This window comes from Corallococcus terminator, assembly GCF_003611635.1.
Taxonomy (GTDB): Bacteria; Myxococcota; Myxococcia; order Myxococcales; family Myxococcaceae; genus Corallococcus; species Corallococcus terminator.
This window is the reverse complement of sequence record NZ_RAVZ01000188.1, coordinates 1-18,962: the sequence shown is the minus strand read 5'-3', so window position 1 is coordinate 18,962 and position 18,962 is coordinate 1. Positions and strand designations below refer to the sequence as shown.

At 69.3% G+C, this 18,962-nt stretch carries 16 protein-coding genes; 12 read left to right on the top strand and 4 right to left on the bottom strand.

All coding sequences use genetic code 11. From position 1 onward, the window contains the following. The first annotated feature begins 69 nt into the window (after nucleotides 1–69). From D7V88_RS24800 to orn, 3 genes are all read left to right on the top strand, one after another. Nucleotides 70–525, top strand: coding sequence for an archease (locus tag D7V88_RS24800; protein WP_120543122.1), 456 nt, complete (start codon nucleotides 70–72; stop codon nucleotides 523–525). Then, a complete protein-coding gene (locus D7V88_RS24795; RefSeq protein ID WP_120543121.1) occupies nucleotides 526–1,725 on the top strand; it encodes a bifunctional alpha/beta hydrolase/OsmC family protein in 1,200 nt (399 codons plus the stop codon). It begins immediately after the preceding gene. Nucleotides 1,726–1,794: 69 nt separating this feature from the next. Further along, on the top strand, nucleotides 1,795–2,343 hold the full coding sequence (gene orn / locus D7V88_RS24790; protein ID WP_120535728.1) for an oligoribonuclease: 549 nt from the start codon (nucleotides 1,795–1,797) through the stop codon (nucleotides 2,341–2,343). A gap of 12 nt (nucleotides 2,344–2,355) precedes the next feature. On the opposite strand, the gene D7V88_RS24785 is transcribed toward orn, so the two are convergent. The 3 genes from D7V88_RS24785 to D7V88_RS24775 all read right to left on the bottom strand — a co-directional run bounded on the left by D7V88_RS24785 (nucleotide 2,356) and on the right by D7V88_RS24775 (nucleotide 6,433). Then, on the bottom strand, nucleotides 2,356–2,724 hold the full coding sequence (locus D7V88_RS24785) for a response regulator (RefSeq protein WP_120543120.1): 369 nt from the start codon (nucleotides 2,722–2,724) through the stop codon (nucleotides 2,356–2,358). A gap of 236 nt (nucleotides 2,725–2,960) precedes the next feature. Continuing rightward, nucleotides 2,961–4,811 carry a M48 family metallopeptidase gene (locus tag D7V88_RS24780; RefSeq protein ID WP_120543119.1) on the bottom strand — a complete coding sequence of 617 codons (1,851 nt, stop codon included), beginning with the start codon at nucleotides 4,809–4,811 and terminating at the stop codon, nucleotides 2,961–2,963. A 74-nt stretch (nucleotides 4,812–4,885) separates the two neighbouring features. Next, the gene (locus D7V88_RS24775; RefSeq protein ID WP_120543118.1) at nucleotides 4,886–6,433 is read right to left on the bottom strand and encodes a class I adenylate-forming enzyme family protein; all 1,548 of its coding nucleotides are present in this window, start codon (nucleotides 6,431–6,433) and stop codon (nucleotides 4,886–4,888) included. A gap of 40 nt (nucleotides 6,434–6,473) precedes the next feature. Between D7V88_RS24775 and D7V88_RS24770 the strand changes: the two genes are divergently transcribed. From D7V88_RS24770 to D7V88_RS24745, 6 genes are all read left to right on the top strand, one after another. Beyond that, a complete protein-coding gene (locus tag D7V88_RS24770) occupies nucleotides 6,474–7,046 on the top strand; it encodes a hypothetical protein (protein ID WP_120543117.1) in 573 nt (190 codons plus the stop codon). A gap of 161 nt (nucleotides 7,047–7,207) precedes the next feature. Beyond that, nucleotides 7,208–8,017 (top strand): hypothetical protein, encoded by an 810-nt coding sequence (locus D7V88_RS24765; RefSeq protein ID WP_147448854.1) that lies wholly within the window; start codon nucleotides 7,208–7,210, stop codon nucleotides 8,015–8,017. Nucleotides 8,018–8,050: 33 nt separating this feature from the next. Beyond that, nucleotides 8,051–8,905 (top strand): hypothetical protein, encoded by an 855-nt coding sequence (locus tag D7V88_RS24760; RefSeq protein WP_120543115.1) that lies wholly within the window; start codon nucleotides 8,051–8,053, stop codon nucleotides 8,903–8,905. A gap of 30 nt (nucleotides 8,906–8,935) precedes the next feature. Continuing rightward, complete coding sequence (locus tag D7V88_RS24755) at nucleotides 8,936–10,504, top strand: hypothetical protein (RefSeq protein ID WP_147448853.1); 1,569 nt, start codon at nucleotides 8,936–8,938, stop codon at nucleotides 10,502–10,504. Nucleotides 10,505–10,570: 66 nt separating this feature from the next. Next, nucleotides 10,571–11,419 carry a hypothetical protein gene (locus D7V88_RS24750; RefSeq protein ID WP_120543113.1) on the top strand — a complete coding sequence of 283 codons (849 nt, stop codon included), beginning with the start codon at nucleotides 10,571–10,573 and terminating at the stop codon, nucleotides 11,417–11,419. Nucleotides 11,420–11,449: 30 nt separating this feature from the next. Beyond that, nucleotides 11,450–13,117 carry a hypothetical protein gene (locus tag D7V88_RS24745; protein WP_120543112.1) on the top strand — a complete coding sequence of 556 codons (1,668 nt, stop codon included), beginning with the start codon at nucleotides 11,450–11,452 and terminating at the stop codon, nucleotides 13,115–13,117. A gap of 9 nt (nucleotides 13,118–13,126) precedes the next feature. On the opposite strand, the gene D7V88_RS24740 is transcribed toward D7V88_RS24745, so the two are convergent. Continuing rightward, nucleotides 13,127–14,221 carry a hypothetical protein gene (locus D7V88_RS24740; RefSeq protein WP_120543111.1) on the bottom strand — a complete coding sequence of 365 codons (1,095 nt, stop codon included), beginning with the start codon at nucleotides 14,219–14,221 and terminating at the stop codon, nucleotides 13,127–13,129. Between the two features lie 318 nt (nucleotides 14,222–14,539). Here D7V88_RS24740 and D7V88_RS24735 point away from each other — a divergent pair, with 318 nt between their 5' ends. Genes D7V88_RS24735 through D7V88_RS24725 form a run of 3 tightly spaced genes read left to right on the top strand, consistent with a single transcriptional unit; the run spans nucleotide 14,540 to nucleotide 18,893 of the window. Then, complete coding sequence (locus D7V88_RS24735) at nucleotides 14,540–15,718, top strand: efflux RND transporter periplasmic adaptor subunit (protein WP_244238370.1); 1,179 nt, start codon at nucleotides 14,540–14,542, stop codon at nucleotides 15,716–15,718. Further along, a complete protein-coding gene (locus D7V88_RS24730) occupies nucleotides 15,718–16,461 on the top strand; it encodes an ABC transporter ATP-binding protein (protein ID WP_372241116.1) in 744 nt (247 codons plus the stop codon). The genes D7V88_RS24735 and D7V88_RS24730 overlap by 1 nt, the downstream gene beginning before the upstream one ends. 11 nt (nucleotides 16,462–16,472) lie before the next feature. Next, nucleotides 16,473–18,893 carry an ABC transporter permease gene (locus tag D7V88_RS24725; protein WP_120543109.1) on the top strand — a complete coding sequence of 807 codons (2,421 nt, stop codon included), beginning with the start codon at nucleotides 16,473–16,475 and terminating at the stop codon, nucleotides 18,891–18,893. Nucleotides 18,894–18,962 lie beyond the last annotated feature (69 nt).

The window sequence follows — 18,962 nt, the reverse complement described above, 5'->3', positions numbered from 1 at the left end:
GGCCTCTGGAGGAGCGGGGGGCTTTTTCCGGGAAGGCAACAGCAACCCATGGAAGGAACAGGAGGCCGTATGGACGTCGAAGCGGTGCATTCGGAGGAGGGCAGGCCCCGGGCCCACTGGGAACACTTCACGCGGGAGGAGCAACTCGGGGTGCGGGGCGTGGGCCGCTCCATGGAGCAGGCCTTCGAACTGGCGGCGCAGGCCCTCTGCGCGCTGGTGACGGACCCGAAGCGCGTGGAGGTGCACGAGGAGCTGGAGGTGACCTGCCAGTCCGTGGACCACGATGAGCTGCTCGCGGACTGGCTGCGCGCGGTGGTGGGGGCGATGGCGGGACGGCGCCTGCGCTTCCAGTGCTTCGCGGTGCGCCTGGATGGACTGAACCTCTTCGGCCGCGGCTTCGGCGAGCGCGCGGGCTCCGAGCGCCACGGCGCCAGCGTGGCGGTGACGGGCGCGTCGCTCACCCAGGTGTCCGTGCGCCAGGGCCCCGGTGGGGTGTGGACGGCCGAGGCGCTGGTGGACTTCTAGATGTCCCCCCGGGCCGTGTCCCTTCCGGGGGGCGGAGGGTGGTTGGAGCTGCCGGCGACAGCGCCCGCGGCGAGCGCCGTGCTGGTGTCGTGCTTCGCGTGCGTGGGCCACTCGCCCGGGCCGGAGCGGCTGGCGCGCGCGCTGGTGACGCGGGGGTTCGCGGTGCTGCGCCTGGACTTCACGCAAGGCCCGGCCGTGGGAGCAGGGGAGCGCCCGGACACCGTGCCGGGCGTGGATGCGGTGGTGGCCGCCTCGGCCTTTCTCGCCACGCACGCGCAGGTGCCCCGGCTCCTGGTGGGCCACAGCCTCGGGGGCGCGGCGGTGGTGGCGGCGCTGCCCCGGCTGCCGGAGGTGGCGGCGGTGGCGCTGGTGAACGCGCCCGCGGGGGCGGACGACGTGCGCACGTTGCTGCCTCCCGCCGAGCGCGACCGGGCGGAGTGCTCACTCGCGCTGGGGCCGGGCCGGCTGCGCCTCACGCGTGACTTCCTCACCGCCATCGAAGGCGCGGCGGTGTCGAAGGCGCTGGGGGCCTTTCCGGGCGCGCTGCTGGTGCTGCACGCGCCGGAGGACCGGTTCGTGGGCCTGGACAGCGCGCGCCGGCTGGTGACGGCAGCGCGCCGTCCCGCGAGCCTCGTGATGCTGGACGGGGCGGATCACTTCCTCTCGCGCCCGGAGGACGCGGCCTATGCGGCGGACGTGTTGGGGCCGTGGGCCGCGCGGCACGTGGCGCCGGTGCGTGAGCGCGAGGCGCCGCTGCCGGAAGGACAGGTGGAGGTGCGCGAGGCGCCGGAAGGGGGCCTGGCCCAGGACATCCGCGTGGGCACGCACTGGCTGCGCGCGGACGAACCGCTGGCGCTGGGCGGGCAGGACTCGGGGCCCACGCCGTACGGACTGCTGGCGGCGGCGCTGGGGGCGTGCACGTCGATGACGGTGCGGATGTACGCGGACCGGCAGGGCTGGCCGCTCACCCGGGTGCGGGTGCGGCTGGACCACGACCGGGTGCATGCGAAGGATTGCGCGGAGTGCGAGTCGCGGGTGGGCCGGGTGGATCGGCTGGAGCGGAGCGTCCGGCTGGAGGGGCCCCTGACGGACGAACAGCGCGCCCGGCTGCTGCACATCGCGGACCTGTGCCCGGTGCACCGCACGCTCGAATCCAGGGTGGACGTGCGGACGCGGCGGGACGATTCATCCACGGAGTGAGTGCTCCCGGGCCGGGGGCTGGTATAGGGGGCGCTGCTTCCTTCCTCTTCGCGATCAGGATGTTCGTCAATGGCCCGTGAACCCCGCCTTGTGTGGCTCGACCTGGAGATGACCGGGCTTGACCCAGAGTCCTGCGGCATCATCGAGGTGGGTGTCATCATCACCGGGCCGGACCTGCGCCCCATCGCGGAGTTCGAGCGGGTCATCTGGCAGCCGGAGGAGATGCTCCAGCGCATGGAGCCCGTCGTGCGCGACATGCACACGAAGAACGGCCTCAGCGAGAAGGTCCGCGCCTCCAACGTGTCCCTGCGCGTGGCCGAACGCGAGGTGACGTCCTTCGTCGCGGACCACTGCGAGCTGGGCGAGGGCATCCTCGCGGGCAACTCCATCCACACCGACCGGCGCTTCCTCATCAGCCACATGCCCATGCTGGACCGCTACCTGCACTACCGCATGGTGGACGTGACGAGCCTGAAGGTGCTGGTGCGCGCGTGGTACCCGGCGCTGGTGGAGCCGCGCAAGCCGCCCAGCGGGCACACCGCGCTCGCGGACCTGCGCTCCAGCATCAGCGAGCTGCAGTACTACCGGGACATCCTCTTCCGCGCGACGCCGGGCTAGGCCCCCGTCGCCTCAGACGCGGGCGCCCTCGGACGGAAGCTGCCGGGCGATGGTGCCCAGCAGGTCGTCCAGTTCGAAGGGCTTGGCGAGGAAGTGCGAGCTGGCGCAGCGCTCTTCCTCCGTGAGGCGGCCGGCGCTCATCACCACCACGGGGATGTGGCGCAGGTCGGGATGGGCGCGGATGCGGCGCAAGAGTTCGCCGCCGTCCATCACCGGCATCATCAGGTCCAGCAGGACGAGGTCGGGCTTCGCGGCCAGCAGCCGCTGGAGGCCCTCGTCACCGTTGTAGGCGGTGTCGATGTCGTACCCCTCCAGGGACAAGATGTCCTGGAGCGCCTCCACGATGGCGAGCTCGTCGTCCACGATGAGCAGCCGCTTCATGCGCTCCCGACCTCCACCGCCTGGCTGCCCCACCTGCACTCCCCCCGGAAGGAGGCGCAGGGGTGCGGCAGTCGGTGTGAGGGAAGGGTGGGCATCGTGGGAGGGCTCCGGAAGCATCTGCCGAACAAGTTAGGTCGCCCCGTGACTTCGGCCAGGGGACGATGTGGGTTTTGTTGAGCAGGTGGGAGCAGGTGTGTCCTGAACTGGAGGATGCCCGGACTCCAGGAGGCCTGGGCTCAGGCCGCCTGCTGAGCGCGTGCGCGGTGCTCCTTCATGGCCCTACAGCGTCCCAGGTAGTGCTCGAAGGCACCCAGCAGCGCGTCAGGGTCCTTCAGCTTGCTCAAGCAGATGGAGCGCTTCTGCTTGGACCGCCCCGGCCCCGCCACCTGCAGGTCCAGGTACTTCTTGAACATGCGGTCCTCCTTGCTGGCGTGCGTCACCTGGTCGAGCAGGACGGGCTCATCCCACTCGGAGTAGCCCACCTGCGCGAAGTCCAACCGGGCCTCCAGCCCGACCTCCTTGCCCTCGAAGGTCAGCGGCGGGAAGTGCCGCTCCACGTGCTGCCGCTCCGCCTCGTTGGACGGCGCGTAGCGGTACGCGAGCATCAGGTCGTGCGCCTGGGAGAAGCGCGCTTCGTAGGCGCCCCACAGCCGCGCCTCGATGGCCTCCGCCTCCTCGATGGTGCTCACCCAGGAGAACGTCACGGGCTCCAGCAACACCTGCGCCATGTCGGCCGGCGTGAGCCGCGCCTCCACGTTCTCCAGCCGCGCGGAGAGGGGCGGGTGGGAGTCGAACGGATGGGGTGTCACGGTCCCGTGCAGGTCGCCATGCACGGCCTCTGACTGTGCGTAGTCGGCGAAGCCGAGGGCGACCCGCTGGGAGATGGCCACGGACTGATGCCGCTCATCGCGGGAGAAGAGCTCCGCCTCCACGCGCTCACGAAAGCCCGAATACGCGCCCACCTTCACCAGCGAGCGAGCGATGTCCCGGCCCGACGTGAGGCCCGCCGCGAGGCGATCCGCGGCGAGCTCACTCGCGCGCCGGCTGCGCCCCAGCGACAGCTCGAAGAGCCCGCGATAGGCCGCCATGAAGTGGTAGATGGGCCGCGTCAGGCCGCCGTCATGCAGCGTCTGGAGGTAGTGGCTGAAGTGCGCGAGCATCGGCGCCAGTCGCTTGCCGTGGCCCGTGTCTCCGCCCAGCAGGTGTCCCATCTCGTGCGCGAGCACCGCGTCGGCTTCGGACTGCTCCAGCAGGCGCAGCAGGGACAGGCTCACGTAGAGCGTCCGGCCGGAGAGGCTCCGCCCCCCGACACGCACGTCGCTCTCGGTGACGAAGAAGTTGGCGTCGATGCCCGCGAGGATGTGGTCGGGCGGAGGCGTCTGGATGCGCGCGCACAGCCGGCGCACGTGGGCCCAGAGCTCCGGTGCCTTGGATTCATCGAGCACCTCCGCCTCCACCTCGAAGTCCATGGGGGGACGGCGGAAGATGCCGACCACCACGAGGAAGATGGCCATCGCGGCCAGCACCCCCATCACCCCGATGAGCTTGGGGGAGTAGCGATTGAGCCAGAGCGCGGTCATCCAGTAGGACAACCACACGATGAGGCCACCCTGGCCCATCGTCTGGAGGGCCCCGGTGATGCGGAGCACGTTCCAGCCCACGACGAAGCTGCCGTACTGGAACGGCCGTGAGATGAACGCGGCCAGGCCACACAACAGGACCAGCGCGGTGGTGGCGAGCCCCAGCACCAGCAGGCCCAGCGACAGGCTGTGCATCCATCCGAACTGCCGCGCGTCCGAGCACACCTCCCCGAGGTTGTTCCGGAAGTTGGCCAGCCCCTCGTCCGTACCGAGGCAGGCCTCCGAGGCGGGGGTCGCGCGGAAGAAGGCAAGCGCCGCCTCCCGCTGCTGCTCATCGAGTCCGGTGTCCTGGGCGATCTGCTGCTCGATGGATGCGAGCACCTTCCCGTCGAGGCTGGACGTGGCGTGGCCGGTGAACCACAGGCCGAAGAGCGGAAGGGCAAAGAGCCAGAGGGCGGGCAGCACGTAGCTGCGAAGGAAACCAGGGGCGGTCTTCGTGGTTTTCATGGGCGTCGGAGCCCACGATTCTACGCACGGGTGGGCGCCCGCCCGCCATCACCCCAGGGCATGTGCATCGCGAGCTACGGCGTGGACAGGCGCTCCCGGAGGACGTGTTTCTGGACCTTGCCCAGGGCGTTGCGGGGCAGGGCGTCGGTGAAGACGACGCGGCGGGGTTTCTTGAAGGCGGCCAGGCGTTCGCGGCACCAGTCGACCAGGGCCTGGGCGTCCTGGGGCGCACCGGGAGTGGAGACGATGACGGCGACGACCTGTTCGCCGAAGTCGGGATCGGGCAGGCCCAGGACGGCGGCCTCGGCGACGGCGGGGTGGCCGGTGAGGACCTCTTCGACCTCGCGCGGGTAGATGTTGAAGCCGCCGCTGATGATGAGTTCGCGGGCGCGGCCGGTGATGCGCAGGAAGCCGTCGGGGTCGTACTCGCCCAGGTCGCCGGTGCGGAACCAGCCGTCAGGGTCGAAGGCTTCGGTGGTGGCGTCGGGGCGGCGCCAGTAGCCGGTGAAGACGTGGGGGCCACGCACCTCGATTTCGCCTGTCTCGCCGCGAGGAAGCAGCGCGCGCGAGCGCACGTCCACGACGCGGGCCTCCTGGCCGGGGAAGGGCATGCCCACGGTGCCGGGGCGGCGTTCGCCGTCATAGGGCTGGGTGGTGTTCATGAGCGTCTCGGTCATGCCGTAGCGCTCCAGGATGCGGGCGCCGAACCGGGCTTCGATGTCCAGGCACAGTTGGGGACTCAGCGGCGCTGAGCCTGAGACCCACAGGCGCAGGGCGCGGGGCTTCACGCCGGTGCGGCGCGACTCTTCCAGCAGGCGTCCGTACATGGTGGGCACGCCGAAGAAGAGGGTGAGGGACGCATCCTCGTGGAGGGAGGCGAGCGCTTCGGAGGCAACGAAGCGGCGGCGCAGGTCCACGCTGGCACCGGTGAAGAGCGTGCCGTGCAGGCCGACCATGAGGCCGTGGGTGTGGAAGAGCGGGAGGGTGAGCAGCAGCCGGTCCGCGTCCGTCCAGCGCCACGCCTCCGTGACGGCGCGCACGTTGGCGAGCAGTTGCCGGTGCTGGAGCATGGCCCCCTTGGAGCGGCCGGTGGTGCCAGACGTGTAGCCGAGCACCGCGAGGTCCTCCGCGCCGGGAAGCGGCAGGGAGAAATGGGAGGCGGAGCCCTGCGCGAGGATGGCGTCGAATGCCACGGTGGGCAGGGACGCGGGGAACTCCGGCGGGGGCGGCTCCACGGTGATGAGCCATTGCAGCGCGGGGAGCTGGTCGCGCAGGGGCGCGAGTTCGGAGGCGCCCGAGGTGCCGGTGACGCAGACCTTCACCTCCGCGTCGGAGAGGATGTGGGCCAGTTCGACCTGACGGTACGCGGTGTTGACGAGCACGGCGACGCAGCCGGCGGCCTGCACGCCGAGCCACGTGATGACGAACGCGTCGCTGTTCTCCAGGAAGAGGGCCACGCGCTCCCCGGGAGCCAGGCCCCGGGCCTTGAGCCCCCGAGCGAACGCGGTGACGCGCTCCGCGAGCTGTCCGCGCGTGAAGGTGGTGCCCTCGAAGGAGAGCAGCGGGCGCGAGGGCGCGTGACGGGCATGGTCGAGGAAGACTTCGAGCAGGGAGGCCGGCATGGTGCGCGCGAGCCTATCTGGGACGGGGTAGGGTGCGCGCATGTCCGTGCGTCGGCAGGCGGTTCAGGCGCTGGTGTTGTGCGTGAGCCTGTCCTGTTCATCGCCCCGGCCCGTTCCCGCGAAGCTCGAAGAGGACCCTTCCATCGTCTTCCCTGCGTTCTTCGCGCAGCCCGCGGTCTTCCTGGGCACGGAAGGCACGGTGTACGAACTGGATGGCGAAACGCTGCGCGCGCTCTCCATCGCCACCCAGGACCTGCTGCCTCCCCAGGACGAGCCCCTCCCGTGTGGCAGTCGACTGGAGTCGCAGCAGTACCGGGTGATCCGTCAGGGAGACCTCTTCTTCATCCGCATCGACGAGGACCCCAAGGCGTGTGGACGTACGCACCCGGCCCTCGATTCGGGAGCGAGCTATGCCATTCACCGTGACGGCCGGATTCTCCGAAGGGGCATGGACGGCGCAGCCGATGCGACGGACCCCTCGGATTCGGGTGTGAACGCCACGCCCGGAGAGCCTGGGGCCGCCTCTCCGGGGTCGTTGGGGGAAGGGCCCTCGCCGTTCCTGCCCTCCTCCTGGCAGGACGCGGGGACTCAGGTACCTGCTCCCACCCCCTGAGTCGTGCGCCGGAATGCGGCGTCCGTGGAGCCGGGCAGGGTAGGGCGCGTGGGAGGGGGGACTGATACATTCGAGCCTCCTCCGTGCGGCGCCCACGCAAGGGTCCTCTCGACATGTCCAGCCTCTGGTTCAACGTCCCCTTCTTGGTTTGCCGCTTCCGGATGCTCGTCTCGCATTCGGTGCGCCAGAAGACGGATGACGGCGTTGTTTCAACACACGACGCGCAGGTGGTCATCGCGGGGGCATTCCGGCTTCAAGCGGCCCACGGTGCCCAGGCCCCCTACTTCGCCAACGACAATGCGGTGTTTCGGGTCCAGGGGCGGTGTGTGAATGAAACGGTCCAGACAGGGCCGGCGGGCCGGATGGAAGTGAAGACCACGATGGTCATGTCTGGAATCACCACGCCCAACGTGGTCTCCCTGAGCATCGATCCCGACTTCGATCATCAAGGGGACTTCCGGACAGGCGCTGACGGTCGTGATCCCTTCGTCGCGATGCAGGTCGATACCGTGCGCAAGATCGTGGGCGAGAACCTGAACCACACCGAGCAAGAGCATTCCGTGGATCAGTTTCGGGTCAAGTTCTCCCTGCTCCAATGGAAGATTCCGGAAAAGCCAGGGGAGCTGCGCTTCGATGAAACCTCCGGCGCCAACGTCGACTCCATCGACTGCTGCCGGTGGAACTGCGAGCGCCCGAAGATTTCCGGTGTCCTGCGCCTCACGCCCGGCATCCCGGCCTTTCGCATCGTGGATGACTCCGTGGACCAGAATCCCCTTCCAAACTGTCGCATCCGCGTCCGGGGCCCGGACCGCCGGGAGCAGGAATTCGAAACCGACGCGCAGGGCGAGGTCTTCATCCCCCGCACCGGCGACGAGGTCTACACCTTGCTCGGGGTCGTCCAGGACGAAGCCCCCCTGGCCGGCGCGCTCCTGGGCGAATGGACCGTCGAATCCATGCCGGACCTGCCCTGAACCTTCTTCAGACCACGCAAGGGTCATCTCGACATGTCCAGCCTCTGGTTCAACGTCCCCTTCCTGTATTGCCGCTTCCGGATGGTCGTCTCACATTCGGTGCGCCAGAAGACGGAGAACGGCGTTTCAACACACGACGCGCAGGTGGTCATCGCGGGGGCGTTCCGGCTTCAAGCGGGCCACAGTGTCCTGGGCCCCTACTTCTTCAACAATCATGCGGTGTTTCGGGTCCAGGGTCGGTGTGTGGATGCCTGGTTCCAGGCCCAGCCGGGCTACCGACAGGACGTGAAGACCACGATGCTCATGTCTGGAGTCACCACGCCCAATGTGGTCTCCCTGCGCATCCATCCTGAACACGACCATCAAGGGGTGTTCAAGACAGGGGCTGACGGTCGTGATCCCTTCGTCGCGATGCAGGTCGATACCGTGCGCAAGATCGCGTCCGCCAACCTGAACCACAGCGAGGAAGAACACTCCGTGAAGGAGTTTCGGGTCGCCTTCGCCATGGGCGAATGGAAGATTCCGGAGAAGCCAGGGGAGCTGCGCTTCGATGCAACCTCCGGCACCAGCCTTGAATCCATCGACTGCTGTCGGTTGACTTGCGAGCGCCCGGAGATTTCCGGTGTCCTGCGGCTCACGCCCGGCATCCCTGCCTTTCGCATCGTGGATGACTCCGTGGAGCAGAACCCCCTTCCAAACTGTCGCATCCGCGTCCGAGGCCCGGACGGCCGGGAGCAGGAGTTCGAGACCGACGCGCAGGGCGAGGTCTTCATCTCCCGCACCGGCGACGAGGTCTACACCCTGCTCGGGGTCGTCCAGGACGAACTACCCCTGGCCGGCGCGCTGCTGGGCGAATGGGCCGTCGAATCGATGCCGGATCTGCCCTGAACCTTCTTCCCGCCCGACACCTCCAGACCCATGCCGAATCTTGAAACGCTGTTGAAGGACACGCTGCTGCTCACCGCTGCTCCGGACGCCCCGTGGAAGTCCTACGGCGCGAGCCCGGGCGCCATGGAAGCCGCCGCGGCCGACCCGGGCACCCCGGGCCGCTGGAACTGGTCCCACGATGTCCGCAAGCCCGGGCGCGTGAGCGGGGTGACCTACCACCTGCCCCGGACGCCCTGGTACGTCGAACAGACCCCCACCGTCCTGGAGGAGCTCCTCTGGCATCCCATCGAGGTGGGCTATCGCGGCCTGCCCCTGACGCTGGAGCTCACCAAGAAGTTCCTGGTGCGCAAATACGAGACCTCCAGCGGAACCGTCGCCAAGGGACAGTCCGCCTACTGGCTTCCCGCGGAGCTCGACCGGAGCATGCTGCTCGTCTTCGGCTTCCAGTTGAACCTGCGCGCGAAGTCCAAGACCTTCTCGCTGGAGCCCATCCCCCTGGATGTGATGGAGCGGGACGACTTCATGCCCAGGCCCGGCGCGAAGCCGCCCAAGGCTCCCGTCATGAAGGTGACGCGCACGGAGACGGGAACCCTCCAGCTCGTGCCCCTGCGGGTGCTGGTGTGCGCGGAGTTCGTCTGCTGCCAGGACCGCAACGACTACGTGCCGGGTGCCCAGGCGCGCACGTCGCGGCTCCGGCCGCACCTGATGCTCATGAGCAACCGTCCGTTGGAGAAGCTGGCCGCGAAGATCAGCGTCCGCCGCCCCTCCATGTCCACCATGGCGCATGAGGGCGGACCCCCCGCGGACGACCAGGATGGGATGTCGCACGGGATGGCGGCGGGGATGTGGTCGGACTCGAACTCGTCGGAGGTTGCCTGGGAGAAGCTCTTCACCGCTTCGATTCCGCCGGTCTGGTCCTCCATCTTCTCCCGCGTGAAGACAAACCTCCCGGCGGGCGCGGGCTACCTGATGGCCTCGCCGGACGCCCCGGGAGGACCGGGTTTCCTCTCACACCGCTGGAACGACGTGGCGGGCAGGTACGAGCAGCATCAGGAGGAGCTGATGCCGCGCCAGGGGTACTTCGACAACATCCACGTGGCGCCGCCCATGCGCGCACCCAAGAGCGTCCGCGACGTCTATCCCAACGCGGAGCTGCACCTGGACGACATCACGATGGCGCCCTTCTGCATCCATGACTGTCTTCACCTGCACTGGCGCTGGTTGCCGGCGAAGGAGAAGTATCTGCACGGGTGGGATGAGAAGGGGCCCTATGCCGTCCCGGGCGCTCCGCACATCCCGGTGCATCAGCACCTGCGCGTGGAGATGGAGTCCCCCCACGCATATGCCTATTGCGTCCGTTCGGACCAGGTCCTGGAGCCGGGCCGCTGGGAATACATCCTGCACGAAGGACTGGCCTACGGGACCAACGCGGGTCACGAGGCGATGGCCAGGCTGCTGATGGGAGGTCGGGCATTGCTCGCCCCGTGGCCCTCGGAGGCGCAGGCGTCGTGGGCGATGTTCTACTGGGTGCTGCGCTACAGCCGCACCCGGGACCTCGCCGTCGCACGGCTCCTGGAGGATGGGGCGCCCGTGCCCTGACGGCGGCGCATCTGACGCGCGTGATACATTCCACGCCTCCTTGCCCGCGCCCTGAGTTCCGACGCCATGCCCAGTCCCTGGTTCGACGTCCCCTTCCTGTTCTGCCGCCTCCGCATCGTCGCGTCGTACACGGTGCGCAAGAACACGATGCCGTCCTACGACAGCCTCACGACGCGGGACGTGGAGGTCGCCGTCTCGGGCGCGTTCCGGCTTCAGGCCGCGCATGGCCTCCAGCCCTACTTCCGCAATGAGCAGGTGTCGCTCCGGGTCAGGGGACGCACGCGGGGCGAGTTCGTCCTCATTGAAAGAGACACGAAGGTCACCAAGGGCGCCACGGCGAAGTTCGCGGGCACGACCACGGCCGGCCTCGTCACGCTGACCCTCCACCCGGACGACAAGAACGAGGCCCAGATGGAACTGCCCTCGGGGCAGGGCTTCACCCTCCCCATCAAGTCCCACGTCTGGGAAACCCTCTCGTACCCGGGAGGAACCCGCACCACCCGGGGCACGGTCGATGATGAGTTCAGCATCGGCGACTTCCTGACGTTGACCTTCCCGGAGAAGCCAGGCGAGGTGCGTCTGGACAAGGCCAAGGCCCTGACCGGCTTCTTTCCCGAATGCGAGACCGAAGGGGGCGTCCGTCTTACCGGCCTCCTCCGCCTCACCGCCGACATCCCCGCCTTCCACCTGGCGGATGACACGCTGGACGCGAACCCCATCCCCCACTGCCGCGTGCGCGTCCTCTGCCCGGATGGCGTCGAGCGCGAATACGAGTCCGACGATGCGGGAGACATCTTCATCCCCCGCGCCGACAAGGGCGTCTACACGCTCGTGGAAGTCCTGCACGACCGCGCGCCCCAGTCCGCCGCGGTCCCCGGTGCGTGGAGCGTCGACGTGATTCCAGACATGGCCTGAACCTCTTCCCGATCCACACCCCGACCCTCCATGCCGAATCTCGACGCGCTGTTGAAGGACACGATGTTGCTGACGGCGGCCCCCGGAGCGCCGTTCCAGGAGTTCGGTGGCGACGCGGGCGACGCGGGCACCTCCGAGGCCGCCTCCCCCAGCGTCGGAGCGCGCTGGACCTGGACCCATGACCTGTCGAACGCCGGCCGGGTGACGAACCTCACCTACGACCTGCAGGACACGCCCTGGTATGCCGCGCAGACCGTCACCGTGCTGGACGAACTTGTCTGGCATCCCATTGAGCTGGTCCACCGCGGCATGCCGATGACGCTGGAGCTCTCCAAGGAGTTCCTGCTTCGCAAGTACGAAGCCTCCCGGGGCTCCATCAACGAAGAGCCCTTCCGGTACTGGATCCCCGCGAGCATCGACGAGAGCATGATGCTGGTGTTCGGGTTCCAGGTGAACCTGCGCGGCCCCGCTGGAGCCATCACGCTGGAGCCCATCCCGCGCGACGTGCTGGCCTGGGATGACTTCATGCCGCCGGCGAACCCCCCGACGCCCCCCAAGCCTCCGGTCATGAAGGTGAAGCGCACGGAGACCGGCACGCTGCGGCTCACGCCCCTGCGGGTGCTGGTGTGCGCGGAGTTCGTCTGCTGCACGGAGCGCAATGACTACACCCCGGGAAACATGGCGCGCACGTCCCGGTTCCGTCCGCACCTGATGCTCATGAGCAACCGGCCGCTGGACAAGATGGCCGCGAAGATCAGCATCCGCCGTCCGGCCATGACCACCATGGCGCACCAGATGCCGGAGCCTTCACCAGGAGAGCCGCCCCACGACCCCCACGCTCCGCATGATCATCATGGCGCCCATGCGATGAGCACCCCCACGCGTGGCCTGGCGTATGACCAGGACGAGATGGTCCACGAGATGGCCACGGGGATGTGGTCGGACTCGAACACCGCGGCGGTGTACTGGCGGAAGATCGCCAACGTGACGTTTCCTCCCCTCTGGAGCTCCATCTTCTCCCGGGTGAGCACGGACCTTCCCGCGGGCACGTCATTCCTGATGGCCTCGCCGGACCTCAAGGGCGGGGATGGGTTCAACACGAACATCTGGTCGGGACACGAGTACCGGACAGAGCAACAGCAGCTCATGAATCGCCAGGGATACTTCGACAACATCCACGTGGCGCCGCCCATGCGGGCCCCGAAGAGCATCCGCGACTTCGTGAAGAACTCGCCCCTGTACAAGCTGGACACCATCGCCATGGCGCCCTTCTGCATCCATGACTGTCTCCACATGCACTGGCGCTGGTTGCCAGCCGAGGAGAAGTGGCTGTGGGGCTGGGACGAAACAGGCCCCTACAAAGCCCAGGGTGAACCGCACATCCCGGTCAACCAGCACCTGCGCGTGGAATTGGAATCCACCCATGCCTTTGCCTACTGCGTTCGCGCGGACACGGGCCTGGAGGCGGGACACTGGCAGTACATCCTCCACGAGGGCCTGGCCTACGGGAACACCGCGGACAAGGAGTGGCTGGCCAAATTCATGCTGGGGGGCATGCAGTTCCTGGACAACTGGCCCTCGGCGGCCAAGACGTCGTGGGCGATGTTCTACTGGTTCATCCGGTACTGGCACCTGAACGGCGTGGTCAGGGAGAGGCTCCTGGAAGACGGGGCGCCCGTGCTCCCGCCCTATCCCTGACCCCGGGGCTCAGAACACCGCCACGCCGGCGGTGATGCTGAACAGGAAGCCTCCGTGCTGGGTCAGGTCCACGGCGGTGGCGGTGAGGAAGTCCTTCTGGCCGCCGTCACGCATCTGCCAGTTGTCCTCGCGCAGCCGGAAGCCCCAGCCCACGCGCGTGCCCAGGTAGAGGGGCCCCAGCGAGCGGCGCACGCCCACGCCGACCGTCGCCACGGGGGTGAGCAGCGTCTCCGCGTACCGCCGCTCGCCGCCGTTCACCTCCGTCCACGTCTCCCCACCGAAGTTGAAGCTCATGCCCGCTTCGAAGAAGGGGCTCGTGGGCACCTCCCCCAGCGGATACAGCCGGGCCAGGGGCCCCATGCGCGGACCCCATGCGCCCACGCCGCCGCTCACGTTGAGTCCCAACCACGGCTTGAGCCGGTACTCCACCTCGCCGCCGAAGATGCCGGACGGGCTGTTGAAGCCCAGTGCCACGCCCAGGTCCAGCGTCGTCATGCCGGAGCGGAAGGAGCGCTTCACCGCCGCCTCGGATGCATCGCGGCCCATCGAGTCCTGGCCCATGCTCCCCGACGTCGGCGCATCCACCGCCAGCGTCGAACCGGACGCGCTCCGCGACTCCAGCGTTCCGGACTTCTCTTGCGTCACGGGGACGAAGTCGTTGGCGGGGCTCTCCTCCGATGGCGCGGACATCGGCACCTCCTCCTGGCTCGCGGCGCCCAGCTTCTCGGCTTCCGCGAGCACGGACTGCGCCATCACCACCGCGCCCTTGTCGCTCAGGCTGGGATTGACGAAGTCATACGCCAGCGTCTTGGTGCGCACGGGCTGCGCGGTCGTCTGCAATTGGTACGTCAGCCGGTACTTCTCCCCCACGCGCGACACCCTCGCGGTGACGTTCACGTCGGAGGAGCCCTCGTGCTGCGGATCCATCAGGATGGACTCCGACCCCGCCGCCTTCACCGCCTCCGCGATGCCATACCGCGTCTTCTCCGCCACCGTGCCCGCGCTCAATCCAGGGGCGTCCACTTCGCTGCCCACGTCGGTGAGCTGGAAATAGACGGGGTCGGCCAGGGAAGACAGGGGCAGAAGGGTTGCGGCCAGCAGCATGCTGGTACGCACCCGGAGAGCAGTGGGGCGCATCGGAAGGTCCTCGAAATTGTTTGGGATGTGAATCGAGCTACCTGACGGCCCTGCACTGTTTCTATTCACCGCCAGCGGACAGTTCGTGCGTGTCCGTTCCTGGGACGCGCCTTTCGCGCAAGCGGTCAGCGCGGGCCTTGTTTGGCGCGGGGCCCTCCTGATTCCGGGGACTTGTCCCAGCCGCCAGCGCTGGCACGCGTCTCGCTTTGTCTCTGGCCCGTGGACATCCCAAAGGCCCGCCCCCCGCGCCGCAAACCCTACCTCCTGGTTATCCTGGGAATCACCGTGCTCGTGGCGGTGACGGTAGGGCTCGCCCGGCTGCGGCCCGCCGCGCCCACGGTGGAGCGGAGCTCGGTGTGGTTGGACACGGTGAAGCGCGGTCCGCTGGTGCGTCAGGTGAAGGGCGCGGGCACGCTGGTGCCAGAGTCCATCCGCTGGCTCACCGCTGACACGGCCGGCCGCGTGGAGCGCATCCACGTGCGTCCCGGCGCCACCGTCACGGCGGGCACGCTCCTCATGGAGCTGTCCAACCCGGACGTGCAACTCCAGGCGCTGGAGGCCGAACGCCAGTTGGCGAGCGCGGAGGGCGACTTCCTGGAGCTGCGCGAGGTGCTCCAGACGCAGCGGCTGTCCCAGCAGGCCGCGGTGGCCAGCCTCACCGCCGAGGCCGCCGACGCTGCCCGTCGCTCGCGGGCCAACACGGCGCTGTTCGAGAAGGCCTTCGTCGGCGACCTGGAGACGCGGCAGGCCACGGAGAAGGCGGAGGAGGTCCGCCAGCGTCTGGAATTGGAGCGCCAGCGTCTGGATGTCATGGCCCAGAGCCTGCGCCAGCGCCTGGCCTCCCAGCAGGAGCAGGTGGAGCGCCTGAAGGCCGTGGCCCGCTTCCGCCGCCAGCAGGTGGAGTCCATGAAGGTGCTCGCGGGCGAGGACGGGGTGCTCCAGGAGCTGCCATTGGAATTGGGTCAATGGGTGACGCCCGGCGTGCTGCTGGCCAAAGTGGTGAAGCCCGAGCGTTTGAAGGCGGAGCTGCGAATCGCGGAGACGCAGGCGCGCGACATCCTGCCGGGCCTCAAGGCGCTGGTGGACACGCGCAACGGCGTCGTCGAAGGCACCGTGGCCCGCGTCGCGCCCGCCGCGAGCCAGGGCACGGTGCGCGTGGAAGTCACCCTGCCGGACGCGCTGCCGAAGGGCGCCCGTCCCGACCTCACCGTGGAGGGCACGGTGGAGCTGGAGCGGCTGGACGACGTGCTGTCCGTGGGCCGTCCCGCCGGGGCGCAGGCGGAGAGCAGGCTGGCGCTCTTCCGACTGCTGCCGGGCGGTGACGAGGCGGTGCGCATCCCGGTGACGCTGGGCCGGGGGTCGGTGAACGCGGTGGAGGTGGTGCAGGGGCTGGCGGAAGGCGACCAGGTGGTGCTGTCGGACATGACCGCATGGGATGCGGTGGAACGCGTGAGGCTGCGATGATGACGACGATGACGAACGACAGCGGTGCCCTGATTCCAGGCGCGGGCGTGGTGCCGGGCAAGGCGCTGCTCCAACTCGACGGCCTCACCAAGGTGTTCGAGACGGAGGAGGTGGAGACGCACGCCCTGTCCAACATCCACCTCACCATCCGCCAGAACGAATGGGTGGCCATCGTGGGCCCCTCCGGCTCCGGCAAGTCCACGCTGCTGGCGGTGCTGGGGCTGCTCGACACCGCCACGCGCGGCAGCTACCTGCTGGATGGCAGGAGCGTGCTGGAGCTGTCGCCGTCGGACCGGGCGAAGGTGCGCAACCAGCACATCGGCTTCATCTTCCAGAGCTTCAACCTCATCGGTGACCTCACCGTCTTCGAGAACGTGGAGCTGCCGCTCACCTACCGGGGCCTGCCCGCGGCGGACCGCAAGCAGCGCGTGGAGCGGGCCCTGGAGCGCGTGGGCATGGCGCACCGGGCGCGTCACCTGCCGGGCCAGCTCTCCGGCGGTCAGCAGCAGCGCGTGGCGGTGGCGCGCGCGGTGGCGGGAGATCCGCTCATCCTCCTGGCGGACGAGCCCACGGGCAACCTGGACTCGAAGAACGGCGAGGCGGTGATGCAGTTGCTGTCGGACCTGCACAAGGCGGGCTCCACGCTGTGCATGGTGACGCACGACCCGGCGCAGGCGCGCATCGCCACGCGCACGGTGAGCCTCTTCGACGGTCGCGTGGTGCAGGACCAACAGCTTCGTTGAGGAGGATGCCCATGGAACGCCTGCTCAATGATTTGCGCTACGCCCTGCGGACCCTGCGCAACGCCCCCGGCTTCGCGGTGGTGGCGGTGCTGACGCTGGCGCTGGGCATCGGCGCGAACAGCGCCGTGTTCAGCGTGGTGAAGGGCGTGCTGCTGACGCCGCCACCCTTCGCGCGGCCGGAGCAACTGGTGCACCTGTCGCCCAACTTCGATGCCTTCGGGCTGAAGGAGGTGTCCAACTCCCTCCAGGAGTACCGGGACTACGTCACGCTCGGGCGGGCCTTCTCGTCGCTCGCGGCCTTCCGGCCCGATGACATGACGCTCACCGGCCAGGAGTCTCCCCGCCGCTTCCATGTGCTCATCGCCACGGCGTCCTTCCTGCCCACGCTGGGGGTCGCCCCGGTGCTCGGGCGCGGCTTCACCGAGGAAGAGGAGACGCCGGGCCGGGACAAGGTCGTCATCCTCACGGACGCCGCGTGGCGTGCGCACTTCGCGAAGGACCCGGAGGTGCTGGGGCGCTCGCTGCGGTTGGACGGAGAGTCGCACACGGTGGTGGGCGTGCTGCCGCCGGGCGTGGCCTACCCGGAGAACACGGAGCTGTACCTGCCCTTCGCGCCCACGCCAGAGCAGACGCAGGAGTCCAAGCGGGGCAACCGCTACCTGCGCGTGCTGGCGCGGCTCAAGCCCGGGGTGACGTTGGACGCGGCACTCGCGGACCTGGTGCGCGTGGGCGCCGAGCGGACGCCGGACCTGGTGGACCAGTACCGGCAGGCGGGCTGGTCCATGAGCGTGAAGTCGCTGGAGGAACAGGTGGTGGGCGGGGTGCGGGAGACGCTGTGGCTCCTCTGGGGTTCGGTGGGCTTCGTGCTGCTGGTGGCGTGCTCCAGCGTGGCCAACCTGCTGCTCGCGCGGGCGGTGGCGAGAAGCCGCGAGGTGTCCATCCGGGCGGCGCTGGGGGCGGGGCGCGGAAGGCTGGTGGCGCAGTTCCTCACGGAGAGCGTGGTGCTGTCGGTGGTGGCGGGAGCGTTGGGCCTGCTGCTGGCGATGTGGGGCACGGACGCGCTGGTGGCGGTGGTGGGCGAGGGCCTGCCACGCGCCCGCGAGGTGCGGCTGGACCTGCCCTCCGTGCTCTTCACCCTGGCGGTGTCGGTGCTCACCGGCGTCATCTTCGGGCTGGTGCCCGCGCTCCAGGCCAGCCGCACGGACCTGAACGCGGCGATGCGCGAGGGCTCGCGGAGCACCGGTGGCCATCGCACGGGCCGGGTGCGCTCCGCGCTGGTGGTGTCCCAGGTGTCGCTCGCGCTGGTGCTGCTGGTGGGGGCGGGCCTGTTCGTGCGGAGCTTCCTCGCCCTGCGGCGCGTGAGCGCGGGCTTCACCTCCGAAGGCGTGCTCACCGGACAACTGGCGCTGCCCCGGGTGGCGTACCCGGAGAACTCCCAGCAGGTGGCCTTCCAGCAGGGCCTGCTGTCCCGGCTCCAGGCGCTGCCCGGCGTGGAGTCGGTGGGGCTCACGAACGTGCTTCCGCTGGGGGGCGCCATGGACCACAGCTTCGACATCGAGGGACGCGAGCGGCTGCCGGGCGAGCTGTGGAAGGCGGTGGAGTACCGCGCCGCCACGCCCGGCTACCTGCACGCCCTGCGCGTCACGCTCCGGCAGGGCCGGCTGCTGGAGGACCGGGATGGGCCAGACGCGCCCTGGGCGGTGGTCATCAACCAATCCTGCGCGAACATCTTCTGGCCCAAGGGGGATGCGTTGGGCCACCGGATGAAGCTGCACGGACCGGACAACCAGTGGGCCACGGTGGTGGGTGTGGTGGACGACCTGCGCGAATGGGGGCTGGATGTCCCCGCGCGCCCCGCCGCGTACTACGCGCTGTCGCAGCGGCCCTCCGTGTCCATGGGCCTGGCGCTGCGCGTGAAGTCCGGCGACCCGGAGGCGCTGCGCGTCGCGGTGGAGTCGGAGGTGCGCGCGGTGGACGCGGACCTGCCGCTGTTCGACGTGTCGCCTCTCTCGCGGCGGATGGACGACGCCATTGGTGCCCGTCGGTTGTCGGCGCTGCTGCTGGGCCTGTTCGCGGGCGGCGCGCTGCTGCTCGCGGCGCTGGGCCTGTCGGGCGTCATCGCCTTCTCGGTGGCGCAGCGCACGCGGGAGCTGGGCATCCGCATGGCACTGGGCGCGGCGCGGGGGGACGTGCTGCGGCTGGTGTTGGGACAGGGCCTGCGGCTGTCGCTGGCGGGCGTGGGCGTGGGGCTCATCCTGTCCGTGGCGCTGGCGCGGCTGTTGGGGTCGCTGCTGTATGGCGTGTCGGTGGACGACCCGTGGACCTTCGGCGGCGTGGCGCTGCTGCTCACCGGGGTGGCGCTGGGCGCGTCGTGGTTGCCCGCCCGGCGGGCCACGCGCGTGGACCCCATCATCGCGTTGCGCGCCGACTAACCCCTGTTGGTTTCTGGCACAGTTCCCACCCGTGGTGTCCCCCGTGTCTGAATCCCCGCCCTCCAGTGC

Bases quoted from the DNA above. Each gene is read 5' to 3' on its own strand.
- D7V88_RS24800 (WP_120543122.1), top strand. From the start codon at position 70: ATGGACGTCGAAGCGGTGCATTCGGAGGAGGGCAGGCCCCGGGCCCAC.
- D7V88_RS24795 (WP_120543121.1), top strand. From the start codon at position 526: ATGTCCCCCCGGGCCGTGTCCCTTCCGGGGGGCGGAGGGTGGTTGGAG.
- orn (WP_120535728.1), top strand. From the start codon at position 1,795: ATGGCCCGTGAACCCCGCCTTGTGTGGCTCGACCTGGAGATGACCGGG.
- D7V88_RS24785 (WP_120543120.1), bottom strand. From the start codon at position 2,724: ATGAAGCGGCTGCTCATCGTGGACGACGAGCTCGCCATCGTGGAGGCG.
- D7V88_RS24780 (WP_120543119.1), bottom strand. From the start codon at position 4,811: ATGAAAACCACGAAGACCGCCCCTGGTTTCCTTCGCAGCTACGTGCTG.
- D7V88_RS24775 (WP_120543118.1), bottom strand. From the start codon at position 6,433: ATGCCGGCCTCCCTGCTCGAAGTCTTCCTCGACCATGCCCGTCACGCG.
- D7V88_RS24770 (WP_120543117.1), top strand. From the start codon at position 6,474: ATGTCCGTGCGTCGGCAGGCGGTTCAGGCGCTGGTGTTGTGCGTGAGC.
- D7V88_RS24765 (WP_147448854.1), top strand. From the start codon at position 7,208: ATGCTCGTCTCGCATTCGGTGCGCCAGAAGACGGATGACGGCGTTGTT.
- D7V88_RS24760 (WP_120543115.1), top strand. From the start codon at position 8,051: ATGTCCAGCCTCTGGTTCAACGTCCCCTTCCTGTATTGCCGCTTCCGG.
- D7V88_RS24755 (WP_147448853.1), top strand. From the start codon at position 8,936: ATGCCGAATCTTGAAACGCTGTTGAAGGACACGCTGCTGCTCACCGCT.
- D7V88_RS24750 (WP_120543113.1), top strand. From the start codon at position 10,571: ATGCCCAGTCCCTGGTTCGACGTCCCCTTCCTGTTCTGCCGCCTCCGC.
- D7V88_RS24745 (WP_120543112.1), top strand. From the start codon at position 11,450: ATGCCGAATCTCGACGCGCTGTTGAAGGACACGATGTTGCTGACGGCG.
- D7V88_RS24740 (WP_120543111.1), bottom strand. From the start codon at position 14,221: ATGCTGCTGGCCGCAACCCTTCTGCCCCTGTCTTCCCTGGCCGACCCC.
- D7V88_RS24730 (WP_372241116.1), top strand. From the start codon at position 15,718: ATGACGACGATGACGAACGACAGCGGTGCCCTGATTCCAGGCGCGGGC.
- D7V88_RS24725 (WP_120543109.1), top strand. From the start codon at position 16,473: ATGGAACGCCTGCTCAATGATTTGCGCTACGCCCTGCGGACCCTGCGC.